The organism is Streptomyces phaeoluteigriseus, from assembly GCF_001896135.2.
In the GTDB taxonomy this organism is placed as follows: Bacteria; Actinomycetota; Actinomycetes; order Streptomycetales; family Streptomycetaceae; genus Streptomyces; species Streptomyces phaeoluteigriseus.
In genome coordinates, this window is sequence record NZ_MPOH02000016.1 from 382,587 (window position 1) to 394,909 (window position 12,323).

Consider the following 12,323-nt stretch of genomic DNA (forward strand, 5'->3'; position numbering starts at 1 on the left):
TGCGTCCGTCTGCTCTCCGGGAGGCCCCGTGGCGAAGTCGCCGTTGAACGTGCCGCAACTCGCCGCCGTCGACGCCGCGCGGGCGGCCCGGATGCTCAGCGAGGTGCGTGACGCCAAGCTCGCCGGCCGGTCGCCCGGACACGCGCACCGGCGTGATCGAGCAGTCCTGGGAACGGACGCTGCGCAGCGGTGTCGATCCGGAGAACGGCTACCGTGCCAGGCTGCTCAGCCCCGACGAGGTGCGGCGGCGCCGGGAGGAGTCGCCGCTGCGGGACGTGCTGCCGGTGCTGCGCGAGGGCCTGCTCTCGGTCGCCGACGTCACCCGACACATCATGGTCGTCGCCGACCAGGACGGCCGGGTGCTGTGGCGGGAGGGCTGCTCCACCGTGCTGCGCAAGGCGGACGGGATCGGTTTCGAACTGGGCGCCGACTGGCGGGAGGACGTGGTCGGCACCAACGGGGTGGGCACCCCCGCGGTGGTACGGCGGCCGGTGCAGGTGTTCGCCGCCGAGCACTTCGTGCGCGCGCAGACCGCCTGGACCTGCGCCGGCGCCCCGATCACGGACCCGAGGAGCGGACGCCTGCTCGGTGTGGTCGACGTCAGCGGTCCGCTGGACACGATGCATCCGGCGACCCTCGCCTGGGTCGACTCGGTGGCGAAACTGGCCGAGGCGACCCTGCGCGAGCGGCATCTGGGCGCGCTGGATCGGCTGCGGGCGGTGGCGGCTCCGGTGCTGGCCAGGATCGGCGGCCGGGCGGTGGTGGTGGACGGGGACGGGTGGACGGCGGCGGTGACCGGGATGCCGTACACGAATCGGATCGCGCTGCCCAAGTCGCCCTCGCCGGGGCGTCGTCGGCTGCCGGCGCTGGGGCTGTGCACGCTGGAGCCGCTGGCGGGGGGCTGGCTGGTGCGCTTGTTCGACGGGGCGGTGGAGCCGGAGGTGCCGGGCAGGACCCGGGTCGTGCTGGATCTGACGCGGCCGCGCCGGTGGTCGGTGACGGTGACCGGCGGGGCGGGCACGTGGTCGCACGAACTGAGTCCCCGGCACGCGGAGTTGCTGTACGTGCTGGCGGTGCACCGGGCCGGGCGCAGTGCCTCGGGGCTGGCCGAGGAGGTGTTCGGGGATCCGGCGCGCAGAGTGACGGTACGGGCCGAGATGTCGCGGGTCCGGCGGTATCTCGGGGGGCTTCTGGAGCATCGGCCGTATCGTTTCTGCGAGCAGGCGGAGGTGGAGGTGCTCCTCCCCGAGGACCCGAAGGACCTCCTCCCCCACTCGACGGCGCCCGCGGTGACGGGCGCGCGGCTCCCCGGTTCCCTCCGACGGTGACCGGGAGCGGGGGTCCGGTCCCCCGCTCCCGGAACCGCGACCGGCGACGTGTCCGCCCGCCCGCGATCAGGGCTTTCGTACCGTAAGTCGACTTACGGCACAGCATCTTCCGTACATATGCGAGGTCTTCGCCCCCTGCGGGTGCCGACTGCCGTAACATCCCCCTACGGGTCACCCCACCTGCTCCTCGGTCAACGCAAGGATCAACAGGCGCAGTTGGCCCGCCTCGGGAGGACGAATGAAGCAGCGTGGCCGACATCGCCGGCGCAGGCGGGGCAGGGCGGTACGCGGTTTCCTGGCGGGAACCGCTCTCGCGCTCACCGCGGCCGCCACCATGATCAGCGCTTCCCAGGCCACGGTCGCCGACGGCCCCGGCGCCCTGGAACCGCTGACCTCGTCCGCTTCCACGGCCTCGCTGCGGTTGACCGAGGAAGCGGTGCCGTCGGCCTCTCTGGACCGGCTCGCCGCGGAGATGGGTCCCTCGGTCGGGGTCGGCGAGGCGCTGAGCGGCGCCGGCCGTTCGCTGCGCCACGCGGCCGACTGCACTCGGGGGGAGCGCGAGGCCCTGCCCGTCTCCCCGACGGCCACGCGTGCGTACTGCTGGAACACCGGTGACACCGAGGGCTGGGAGCCGGGCGCGGTCACCACCTCCGGAGACGCGGACGACGACGGTCTGTGGGGCGCCCACCGGGTGATCGTCTCCGGCTGGTCGCGCGATTCCGGTCCGGTCGCCGACCGCGGACTCGCCCGGGTCGCACTCGTGGACGCGGACGACACGAACCGCCTCCCCTACACCTGGGCGCTGCTCGCGGTCCCCGTCGACGGGGGACGCGACTACCGAGGCCTGGTCTCCCAGGTCTCGGGCATGGTCTGGTACCAGGACAAGCTGCTGGTCACCGCCGACGACGGGGACCGGGCCGCGCTGTACGTCTACGACGTCAACCGCATCCACCGGGCGACGGTCGCCGGCGAGGCGGTCGGCCGGGTGCCCGGCGGATGGTCGGCGCACGGCGCTCCGTACGTCCTGCCGGCCGTGGCCTCCTACCGGCTGAGCGGCGGCTCCGGTGCCCCGCACCCCGCCACCGTGTCCCTGGACCGCAGCACCGCCCCGGACAGTCTCGTCGCCGGGGAGTGGACGCTCGACGACGGCGACCGGGGCGCCCGCCTGTGGCGGTACGCCTTCGACACCGCCCCCGGCCGGGCCGGGTTCCTCGCGGGTGACTCCACGGGCCGGGTCGGTGCGACGGAGGCGTACCGGACGAAGGCGACCGGGGTGCGCGGCGTGCTGTCGTACGAGGGCGGCTGGTACGTGAGCCGGGGCGGTGGTGCCGGGGACGGGCACGGATCGCTGTGGCGGCAGGACACGGACGGCGCGCGGGGCCTGCGCTGCGGCGCCGACGACAGCCGCGACTGCTGGAGCCCGCGGACCGCGTCGCTGTCCTACTGGGCGCAGACCGGTGATGTCTGGACGCAGTCGGGCCGCGTGCTGTTCGCGCTGCCGCTGGCCTCGATCGACAGATCGGCGAAGTAGATGATTCCCTGACGGGCATGACCAACATCCCCGTGACCACCTGGTCCCTGGAGCAGACCGCACCGGGTGACCTCCTGACGGCGGCCGCGCCGGAGGGCGACGTGCGGATCGTGCGCGCCGAGGTGCCCTCCCCCGAGTTCAGCCGCTTCCTGTACGCGTCCGTCGGCGGGGACATCCGCTGGGTCGACCGGCTGGGCTGGACGTATGCGCGGTGGCAGGAGCATCTGGCCCGGCCGGGCGTGGAGACCTGGGTGGCCTACGACCGGGGGACGCCCGCGGGGTACGTGGAGTTGGAGCCGCAGGACGACGGAGCGGTCGAAATCGTCTACTTCGGTCTGCTCCCGGCCTTCCGCGGCCGACGGATCGGCGGCCATCTGCTGTCGTACGGCGCCGCGCGCGCCTGGGACCTCGCGGACCGCTGGCCGGGGCTGCCCCGGACGAAGCGGGTGTGGCTGCACACGTGCAGCCTGGACGGCGAGCACGCGATGGACAACTACCAGCGCCGCGGGTTCAAGCTGTTCGACACCAAGGTCGAGGAAGAGGCCGAGGTGGCCGCTCCGGGCCCCTGGCCGGGCGCATACCTCGCCTGACCTGCGCCGACAAGACTTCGCGCGGCTCATGTGACCGACACCACCCCGGTCTCGTATATCGAGACCAGGGTGTCCACATGACGGACGAAGCTGGACTGTGTCCAGATCGCCGTGACACGCTTCCGTCATGTCTGGAACTGGAATTGCCTTGGTGAGTCGGCGGCACGTCGACCTCGGCCGCATGTCCAGCGCCATCTGTCCGGCGAGCTGACGAGCCGAAGCACCGTCGACAGCCCCTTCCAGCCTCCCTCCGCGCGGCGACGCGCACGCGTGCCTCCGTGCTCCGGTGCTGCGCAGGTCAGAGCCGCCCGCCCGTCACCCGACCACCGCCCCTCATGGACGGCGCCACGCGCGACCCGTTCCCGTCGCTGTCCCGAAGGACGTATTCACCATGGCCGCCACCCCCCAGAACCCTGCCGCCTCAGCGCCCCGCCGCAAGGTGAGCCGTCACCGCGGCGAGGGTCAGTGGGCCGCGGGGCACTTCACCCCGCTCAACGGCAACGAGCAGTTCAAGAAGGACGACGACGGTCTCAACGTGCGGACACGCATTGAGACGATCTACTCCAAGCGCGGCTTCGACTCGATCGACCCGAACGATCTGCGCGGCCGGATGCGCTGGTGGGGTCTGTACACCCAGCGCAAGCCCGGGATCGACGGCGGCAAGACCGCGATCCTGGAGCCGGAGGAGCTGGACGACGAGTTCTTCATGCTGCGGGTCCGGATCGACGGCGGCCGGCTCACCACCGAGCAGCTGCGGGTGATCGGCGAGATCTCTCAGGAGTTCGCGCGCGGCACCGCCGACATCACCGACCGGCAGAACGTCCAGTACCACTGGATCCGCATCGAGGACGTGCCGGAGATCTGGAACCGCCTGGAGGCGGTCGGCCTGTCCACCACCGAGGCCTGCGGTGACACGCCCCGCGTGGTCCTCGGCTCGCCGGTAGCCGGGATCGCCGAGGACGAGATCATCGACGGCACCCCGGCCATCGAGGAGATCCACCGCCGGATCGTCGGCAACCCGGCCTTCTCGAACCTGCCCCGCAAGTTCAAGACCGCGGTCTCCGGCTCACCGCTGCTGGACGTGGCCCACGAGATCAACGACGTCGCGTTCGTGGGGGTGCACCACCCCGAGCACGGCCCCGGTTTCGACGTGTGGGTCGGCGGCGGCCTGTCCACCAACCCGAAGATCGGCGTCCGGCTCGGCGCCTGGGTCCCGCTGGACGAGGTCGCGGACGTCCACGAGGGCGTCATCTCGATCTTCCGTGACTACGGTTACCGGCGGCTGCGCACCCGCGCCCGGCTGAAGTTCCTGGTCGCCGACTGGGGCCCGGAGAAGTTCCGCCAGGTCCTGGAGGACGAGTACCTGCGGCGCAAGCTGGTCGACGGCCCCGCCCCCGCCCAGCCCGTCGAGCGCTGGCGCGACCACGTCGGCGTGCACCGCCAGAAGGACGGCCGTTACTACGTCGGTTTCGCGCCGCGTGTCGGCCGCGTGGACGGCGCCACCCTGACGAAGATCGCGGAGCTGGCCGAGGCGCACGGCTCGGGCCGGGTCCGGACCACCGTCGAGCAGAAGATGATCGTCCTCGATGTCGAGGAGGCGCAGGTCGAGTCGCTGGTGGAGGCTCTCGGGGCACTGGACCTCACCGCCAAGCCCTCCCCCTTCCGGCGCGGCACGATGGCCTGCACCGGCATCGAGTACTGCAAGCTCGCCATCGTCGAGACCAAGCAGCGCGGCTCCGCCCTGATCGACGAACTCGAGCGCCGCATCCCGGAGTTCGACGAGCCGATCACCATCAACATCAACGGCTGCCCGAACGCCTGCGCCCGCATCCAGGTGGCGGACATCGGTCTCAAGGGCCAGCTGGTCCTCGACGACCAGGGCCGGCAGGTCGAGGGCTTCCAGGTGCACCTGGGCGGAGCACTCGGTCTCGAAGCCGGTTTCGGCCGCAAGGTCCGTGGCCTGAAGGTCACCTCGGACGAGCTGCCGGACTACGTCGAGCGGGTCCTCAAGCGGTTCCAGGCGGAGCGCGAGGACGGCGAGCGGTTCGCCGTCTGGGCAGCACGGGCCGACGAGGAGGCCCTTTCGTGAGCGAGCGCGCCGCGCCCTTCTACTGCCCCTACTGCGGCGACGAGGACCTGCGTCCGAGCGAGCAGGGTCACGGCGCCTGGGAATGCGGGGCATGCAATCGCGCATTCCAGCTGAAGTTCCTCGGGCTGCTCGCCCGAGGAGTTCAGCGAGCCGACAACGGAGGGGACCCGATATGACGACGGCTCAGGAAACCCGCACCGCCGAAGAGCTGAAGTCGCTCGCCGAGCAGGCGGGCCGCGACCTGGAGGACGCCTCCGCGCTGGAGATCCTCCAGTGGGCCGTGGACACCTTCGGCAAGCAGTTCTGCGTGACCTCGTCCATGGAGGACGCGGTGGTGGCGCATCTGGCCTCCCGCGTGCTCAAGGGCGTGGACGTGGTCTTCCTCGACACCGGTTACCACTTCCCCGAGACCATCGGCACCCGGGACGCGGTCGAGGCCGTGATGGACGTCAACGTCATCACCCTCACCCCGCGGCGGACGGTCGCCGAGCAGGACGCCGAGTACGGCCCCCGGCTGCACGACCGCGACCCCGACCTGTGCTGCAAGCTCCGCAAGGTGCAGCCGCTGGAAGAGGGCCTCAAGGGCTACCGCGCCTGGGCGACCGGGCTGCGCCGCGACGAGTCCCCGACCCGGGCGAACACCCCGGTCGTCGGCTGGGACGAGAAGCGGCAGAAGGTCAAGGTCTCCCCGATCGCCCGCTGGAGCCAGGACGACGTGGACGCCTACGTCACCGAGCACGGCGTACTGACCAACCCCCTGCTGATGGACGGCTACGCCTCCGTCGGCTGCGCCCCCTGCACCCGCCGGGTCCTGGAGGGCGAGGACGCGCGCGCCGGCCGCTGGGCGGGCCGCGCGAAGACCGAGTGCGGACTGCACGGCTGACGCCCATGACCGCGCTTCCTACCGATTTGGAGAACCACGTGACGACCGGAGCCACCGTCTGGCTCACGGGTCTGCCGAGTGCCGGCAAGACCACCATCGCGTACGAGCTGGCCGCCCGGCTGCGCGAGGAGGGCCACCTCGTCGAGGTGCTCGACGGCGACGAGATCCGCGAGTTCATCTCCGCGGGCCTCGGCTTCAGCCGTGAGGACCGGCACACCAACGTGCAGCGCATCGGTTTCCTCGCCGAACTGCTGGCCCGTAACGGCGTGAAGGCGCTCGTGCCGGTGATCGCGCCGTACGCCGACAGCCGTGACGCGGTGCGCAAGCGCCACGAGGAGAGTGCGACGGCGTACCTGGAGGTGCATGTGGCGACCCCCGTCGACGTGTGCAGCGAGCGGGACGTGAAGGGCCTGTACGCCAAGCAGGCCGCGGGCGAGCTGACCGGGCTCACCGGGGTCGACGACCCCTACGAGATCCCGGAGCGGCCCGATCTGCGGATCGAGTCCCAGAACCAGACCGTCAAGGAGTCCGCGGCGTCGCTGTACGCCCTGCTCAGCGAGAGGGGACTGGTGTGACGACCGTCGCACGGACCGAGGAGGGCACGGACTCCCCGTACGCCCTCAGCCACCTGGACTCCCTGGAGTCGGAGGCGGTGCACATCTTCCGCGAGGTGGCGGGCGAGTTCGAGAACCCGGTGATCCTGTTCTCCGGCGGCAAGGACTCCATCGTCATGCTGCATCTGGCGCTGAAGGCGTTCGCGCCGGCGTCGGTGCCGTTCTCGCTGCTGCACGTGGACACGGGGCACAACTTCCCCGAGGTCCTCGAGTACCGCGACCGTACGGTGGCCGAGCACGGGCTGCGGCTGCATGTCGCCTCCGTGCAGGACTACATCGACCGGGGCCTGCTGAAGGAGCGTCCGGACGGGACCCGCAACCCGCTCCAGACGCTGCCGCTGACGGAGAAGATCCAGGCGGAGCGGTTCGACGCGGTGTTCGGCGGCGGCCGGCGCGACGAGGAGAAGGCCCGCGCCAAGGAGCGCGTGTTCTCCCTGCGCGACGAGTTCTCCCAGTGGGACCCGCGTCGCCAGCGCCCCGAGCTGTGGAACCTGTACAACGGCCGGCACGCCCCCGGTGAGCACGTCCGCGTCTTCCCGCTGTCCAACTGGACCGAGCTGGACGTGTGGCAGTACATCGCCCGCGAGGGCATCGAGCTGCCCGGGATCTACTTCGCGCACGAGCGCGAGGTGTTCCGGCGGGCCGGGATGTGGCTGACGCCCGGCGAGTGGGGCGGCCCCAAGGAGAACGAGACCGTCGAGAAGCGGCTCGTGCGCTACCGCACCGTCGGGGACATGTCCTGCACCGGCGCCGTCGACTCCGACGCGCTGACGCTGGAGCAGGTCATCGCCGAGATCGCCGCCTCCCGGCTCACCGAGCGCGGGGCCACCCGCGCCGACGACAAGATGTCCGAGGCCGCGATGGAAGACCGCAAGCGCGAGGGGTACTTCTAAGCATGAGCACCGTCACGACCGAGGAACTCTCGGCCACCACCCTGCTGCGGTTCGCCACCGCCGGCTCCGTCGACGACGGCAAGTCCACGCTCGTCGGACGGCTGCTGCACGACTCCAAGTCGATCCTCACGGACCAGCTGGAGGCCGTGGAGCGGGCCTCGGCGAGCCGCGGCCAGGAGGGCCCCGACCTCGCGCTGCTCACGGACGGCCTGCGGGCCGAACGGGAGCAGGGCATCACGATCGACGTCGCCTACCGCTACTTCGCCACGCCCCGGCGCCGGTTCATCCTCGCGGACACGCCCGGCCACGTGCAGTACACCCGCAACATGGTGACGGGTGCCTCCACGGCCGAGCTGACGGTGATCCTGGTCGACGCCCGTAACGGCGTGGTGGAACAGACGCGGCGGCACGCGGCGATCGCGGCGCTGCTGCGCGTCCCGCACGTCGTGCTCGCCGTCAACAAGATGGACCTCGTGAAGTACGAGGAGACCGTCTTCGCGCGATCGCCGAGGAGTTCACGGCGTACGCGAGCGAGCTGGGCGTCCCCGAGGTCACCGCGATCCCGATCTCGGCGCTCGCCGGGGACAACGTGGTGGATCCGTCGGCGAACATGGACTGGTACGGCGGGCCGACCTTCCTGGAACACCTGGAAACGGTTCCCGTGAGCCACGACCTGGCGCACTGCCACGCGCGGCTGCCCGTGCAGTACGTGATCCGGCCGCAGACCGCCGAGCACCCCGACTACCGCGGTTACGCGGGCCAGATCGCCGCCGGCACGTTCCGGGTCGGCGAGCAGGTCACGGTGCTGCCGTCCGGCCGCTCCACGAAGATCGCGGGCATCGACCTGCTCGGCACGCCGGTCGACGTGGCCTGGACGACACAGTCGGTGACCGTCCTGCTGGAGGACGACATCGACGTCTCGCGCGGCGACCTGATCGTGCCCAGCAAGGACGCCCCGCCGACCACGCAGGACGTCGAGGCGACCGTCTGCCATGTCGCCGACGCTCCGCTGACGGTCGGCCACCGGGTGCTGCTGCGGCACGGCACCCGCACGGTCAAGGCGATCGTCAAGGACATCCCGTCCCGTCTGACCCTCGACGACCTGTCCCTGCACCCGCATCCGGGACAGCTCGTGGCCAACGACATCGGCCGGGTGAAGATCCGCGCCGCGGAGCCGCTGCCGGTGGACTCCTACGCCGACTCGCGCCGCACGGGCTCGTTCATCCTGATCGACCCGAGCGACGGCACCACGCTCACCGCGGGCATGGTCGGCGAGTCGTTCGCCTCCCCCGAGCCGGTCAAGGACCTGTCGGACGACGACGGGTGGGACTTCTGACATGAACCCCACCGACTACTACTCCACGTTCGCGAAGGAGGGCGGCCGCGTCGGCAGCGGCGCCCTCGGCAGCGGGCAGGGCGGGGTGGCGCGATGTGTGCGCTGACGTACGCGCACTGCCTGCGCGCCCGCACCCCCCACCGCCGTAGACGAAAACCTGCCGACCTCCCGGCCACGACCTGAGAGACCGTGACCGCCGGGCCAACGAGAGGAACACCTCCCGTGCCTGCCACTCGCTCGACACTCCTTCGCCGCGGACTCGCCGCCGCCGCCGCACTTCCGCTTCTCACCCTCGCCGCCTGCGGTTACGGCTCCGAGGCCAAGGACGAACCGGCCGCCCAGAAGGTCGCCGCCGGGGCGGAGAAGATCGACGGTCTCGACTCCGTCAAGATCGGCTACTTCGGCAACCTGACCCACGGGACCGCCCTCGTCGGCGTGAACAAGGGCTACTTCCAGAAGGCCCTCGGCGCGACCAAGGCGTCGTACCAGGTCTTCAACGCCGGTCCGTCCGAGATCGAGGCGCTCAACTCCGGGTCGATCGACATCGGCTGGATCGGCCCCTCGCCGGCCATCAACGGCTACACCAAGTCCGCCGGCAAGAACCTGCGCATCGTGGGCGGTTCGGCGTCCGGCGGGGTGAAGCTGGTGGTGAACCCGGCCAAGATCAAGTCGCTGAAGGACGTCAAGGGCAAGAGGATCGCCACGCCTCAGCTCGGCAACACGCAGGACGTGGCGTTGCTGAACTGGATCTCCGAGCAGGGCTGGAAGGTCGACGCGGAGAGCGGCAAGGGCGATGTGTCGGTCATCCGCACCGACAACAAGGTCACCCCCGACGCCTACAAGTCCGGTTCCATCGACGGTGCCTGGGTGCCGGAGCCGACCGCGTCGAAGCTGGTGGCCGAGGGCGCCGAGGTGCTGCTGGACGAGTCCGACCTGTGGCCCGACAAGAAGTTCGTGATCACGAACATCATCGTGTCGCAGAAGTTCCTCACGGAGCACCCGAAGGCGGTCGAGGCGGTGCTGAAGGCCTCCGTCGACATCAACAAGTACATCAACGCCAACCCGGACGAGGCGAAGGCGGCGGCGAACGCGCAGCTCAAGGTGGACTCCGGCAAGGAGCTGCCCGCGGAGGTCCTGGACCCGGCCTGGAAGTCCATCCAGTTCACCAATGACCCGCTCGCGGCCACGCTCGACACCGAGGCCGGACACGCGGTCAAGGCCGGTCTGCTGGAGGACCCGTTGCTGGACGGCATCTACGACCTCGCGCCCCTGAACAAGGTCCTTCAGGCCGCGGGCGAGCCGACCGTCGACGACGCCGGTCTCGGCGTCAAGTAACCCGCAACCACGAGAGTCCCCAGGAGGTGACGACCATGGCAACCACCCTCGCCAAGGCCGCCGACGGCACCGAGTCGGTGGAGTACGCCGCGCGCATCGAGCATGTCTCGAAGTCGTTCGCCGGGCCCGCCGGGCAGCAGCTCGTCCTCGACGACATCACCCTCGATGTCGCGCCGGGCGAGTTCGTCACCCTCCTGGGGGCCTCGGGGTGCGGCAAGTCGACGCTGCTGAACCTGGTGGCGGGGCTCGACGCCCCGACCGCCGGTCACATCGGCACCGACGGGCGACCGGCCCTGATGTTCCAGGAGCACGCCCTGTTCCCGTGGCTGACCGCGGGCAAGAACATCGAACTCGCCCTGAAACTGGGGGGAGTTCCCAAGAACGACCGGCACGACCGGGCCGAGGAGCTGCTCGAGCTGGTCCGGCTGAAGGGATCGTACGGAAAGCGCGTGCATGAGCTTTCCGGCGGTATGCGGCAGCGGGTGGCGCTGGCCCGCGCTCTGGCGCAGGACGCCCGGCTGTTGCTGATGGACGAGCCGTTCGCGGCGCTCGACGCGATCACGCGGGACGTGCTGCACGACGAACTCACCCGGATCTGGGCCGAGACGGGCCTGTCGGTGCTGTTCGTCACGCACAACGTGCGGGAGGCGGTACGGCTCGCGCAGCGCGTCGTCCTGCTGTCGTCCCGGCCGGGCCGGATAGCGCGCGAGTGGACGGTCGGCATTCCGCAGCCGCGTCGCATCGAGGACGCTCCGGTCGCCGAGCTGTCCCTGGAGATCACCGAAGTCCTGCGTGGGGAGATCCGCCGTCATGGCCAGCACTGAGACCACCGACCCGACGGCGAAGGACCCCGTCCGCGACAGCGGCATCGCGGGGGTGGAGGCGGGCCTCGACGCCCTGGAGACCACGGCGACGGCCGGTACGTCCTTCCGGCAGACCTTCGTCAACAAGATCCTGCCCCCGATCGTCGCGATAGCGGTGGTCCTGGTGGTCTGGCAGGCGCTGATCACCTTCAAGATCGTCGACGACCCGGCGAAGCTGCCGTCGCCGTCCGACGTGGGCAACGAGTTCAAGGACGCGTGGCTGGAGGGCAAGCTCCTCGAGTACATCTGGACCAGCGTCTCGCGCGGTCTGCTGGGCTTCCTGCTGGCGCTCGCCATCGGTACGCCGCTCGGTCTGCTGGTCGCCCGGGTGAAGTTCGTGCGCGCGGCGATCGGCCCGATCCTGTCGGGTCTCCAGTCGCTGCCCTCGGTGGCGTGGGTGCCGCCGGCGGTGATCTGGCTGGGCCTGAACAACTCGATGATGTACGCGGTGATCCTGCTCGGTGCGGTCCCCTCGATCGCCAACGGCCTGGTCTCCGGCATCGACCAGGTGCCGCCGCTGTTCCTGCGGGCGGGCCGCACGATGGGCGCGACGGGGCTGAAGGGCGCCTGGCACATCGTGCTGCCGGCCTCGCTGCCCGGTTACCTGGGCGGTCTGAAGCAGGGCTGGGCCTTCTCCTGGCGGTCGCTGATGGCGGCGGAGATCATCGCCTCCTCCCCCGACCTGGGCGTCGGCCTGGGCGCGCTGCTGGAGAACGGCCGCAACGCCAGTTCCATGGCGATGGTGTTCGAGGCGATCGTCCTGATCCTGTTCGTCGGCATCGCCATCGACCTGCTGATCTTCAGCCCGCTGGAGCGGCGGGTGCTGCGCGGGCGCGGACTGCTGGTGAAGGGCTGACCCCC

11 protein-coding genes and 2 pseudogenes are annotated in these 12,323 nt (G+C 70.8%); all 13 read left to right on the forward strand.

From position 1 onward, the window contains the following. Window positions 1-91 precede the first annotated feature (91 nt). A pseudogene (locus tag BM536_RS26435) lies at window positions 92-1,328 on the forward strand (GAF domain-containing protein). 238 nt (window positions 1,329-1,566) lie between these two features. After that, complete coding sequence (locus BM536_RS26440; protein ID WP_073492531.1) at window positions 1,567-2,859, forward strand: hypothetical protein; 1,293 nt, start codon at window positions 1,567-1,569, stop codon at window positions 2,857-2,859. 17 nt (window positions 2,860-2,876) lie between these two features. Continuing rightward, the gene (locus tag BM536_RS26445; RefSeq protein ID WP_073492529.1) at window positions 2,877-3,449 is read left to right on the forward strand and encodes a GNAT family N-acetyltransferase; all 573 of its coding nucleotides are present in this window, start codon (window positions 2,877-2,879) and stop codon (window positions 3,447-3,449) included. A gap of 127 nt (window positions 3,450-3,576) precedes the next feature. Then, a complete protein-coding gene (locus tag BM536_RS44425) occupies window positions 3,577-3,660 on the forward strand; it encodes a putative leader peptide (protein ID WP_309486338.1) in 84 nt (27 codons plus the stop codon). Window positions 3,661-3,840: 180 nt separating this feature from the next. Continuing rightward, entirely contained in the window at window positions 3,841-5,538 is a 1,698-nt protein-coding gene (locus BM536_RS26450) for a nitrite/sulfite reductase (protein ID WP_073492527.1), read from the forward strand. Next, window positions 5,535-5,714, forward strand: a complete 180-nt coding sequence (locus BM536_RS43190) for a hypothetical protein (protein ID WP_073492525.1) — start codon at window positions 5,535-5,537, stop codon at window positions 5,712-5,714. The genes BM536_RS26450 and BM536_RS43190 overlap by 4 nt, the downstream gene beginning before the upstream one ends. Then, complete coding sequence (locus BM536_RS26460; protein ID WP_073492523.1) at window positions 5,711-6,421, forward strand: phosphoadenylyl-sulfate reductase; 711 nt, start codon at window positions 5,711-5,713, stop codon at window positions 6,419-6,421. The genes BM536_RS43190 and BM536_RS26460 overlap by 4 nt, the downstream gene beginning before the upstream one ends. 38 nt (window positions 6,422-6,459) lie before the next feature. Then, entirely contained in the window at window positions 6,460-6,996 is a 537-nt protein-coding gene (cysC, locus tag BM536_RS26465; RefSeq protein ID WP_073492521.1) for an adenylyl-sulfate kinase, read from the forward strand. After that, window positions 6,993-7,928, forward strand: a complete 936-nt coding sequence (cysD, locus tag BM536_RS26470) for a sulfate adenylyltransferase subunit CysD (RefSeq protein WP_073492519.1) — start codon at window positions 6,993-6,995, stop codon at window positions 7,926-7,928. Before cysC ends, cysD begins: the two co-directional genes overlap by 4 nt. A gap of 2 nt (window positions 7,929-7,930) precedes the next feature. Beyond that, window positions 7,931-9,264 (forward strand): annotated as a pseudogene (locus tag BM536_RS26475) (sulfate adenylyltransferase subunit 1). Window positions 9,265-9,486: 222 nt separating this feature from the next. After that, on the forward strand, window positions 9,487-10,599 hold the full coding sequence (locus BM536_RS26485) for an aliphatic sulfonate ABC transporter substrate-binding protein (protein WP_073492513.1): 1,113 nt from the start codon (window positions 9,487-9,489) through the stop codon (window positions 10,597-10,599). A 35-nt stretch (window positions 10,600-10,634) separates the two neighbouring features. Next, window positions 10,635-11,423 carry an ABC transporter ATP-binding protein gene (locus BM536_RS26490; protein ID WP_073492511.1) on the forward strand — a complete coding sequence of 263 codons (789 nt, stop codon included), beginning with the start codon at window positions 10,635-10,637 and terminating at the stop codon, window positions 11,421-11,423. Further along, window positions 11,410-12,318 carry an ABC transporter permease gene (locus tag BM536_RS26495; RefSeq protein WP_073492509.1) on the forward strand — a complete coding sequence of 303 codons (909 nt, stop codon included), beginning with the start codon at window positions 11,410-11,412 and terminating at the stop codon, window positions 12,316-12,318. Before BM536_RS26490 ends, BM536_RS26495 begins: the two co-directional genes overlap by 14 nt. Window positions 12,319-12,323 lie beyond the last annotated feature (5 nt).

Coding starts and splice junctions, on each gene's coding strand:
- BM536_RS26495 (WP_073492509.1), top strand. CDS start 11,410: ATGGCCAGCACTGAGACCACCGACCCGACGGCGAAGGACCCCGTCCGC.
- BM536_RS26450 (WP_073492527.1), top strand. CDS start 3,841: ATGGCCGCCACCCCCCAGAACCCTGCCGCCTCAGCGCCCCGCCGCAAG.
- BM536_RS26440 (WP_073492531.1), top strand. CDS start 1,567: ATGAAGCAGCGTGGCCGACATCGCCGGCGCAGGCGGGGCAGGGCGGTA.
- BM536_RS26460 (WP_073492523.1), top strand. CDS start 5,711: ATGACGACGGCTCAGGAAACCCGCACCGCCGAAGAGCTGAAGTCGCTC.
- BM536_RS44425 (WP_309486338.1), top strand. CDS start 3,577: ATGTCTGGAACTGGAATTGCCTTGGTGAGTCGGCGGCACGTCGACCTC.
- BM536_RS26445 (WP_073492529.1), top strand. CDS start 2,877: ATGACCAACATCCCCGTGACCACCTGGTCCCTGGAGCAGACCGCACCG.
- BM536_RS26490 (WP_073492511.1), top strand. CDS start 10,635: ATGGCAACCACCCTCGCCAAGGCCGCCGACGGCACCGAGTCGGTGGAG.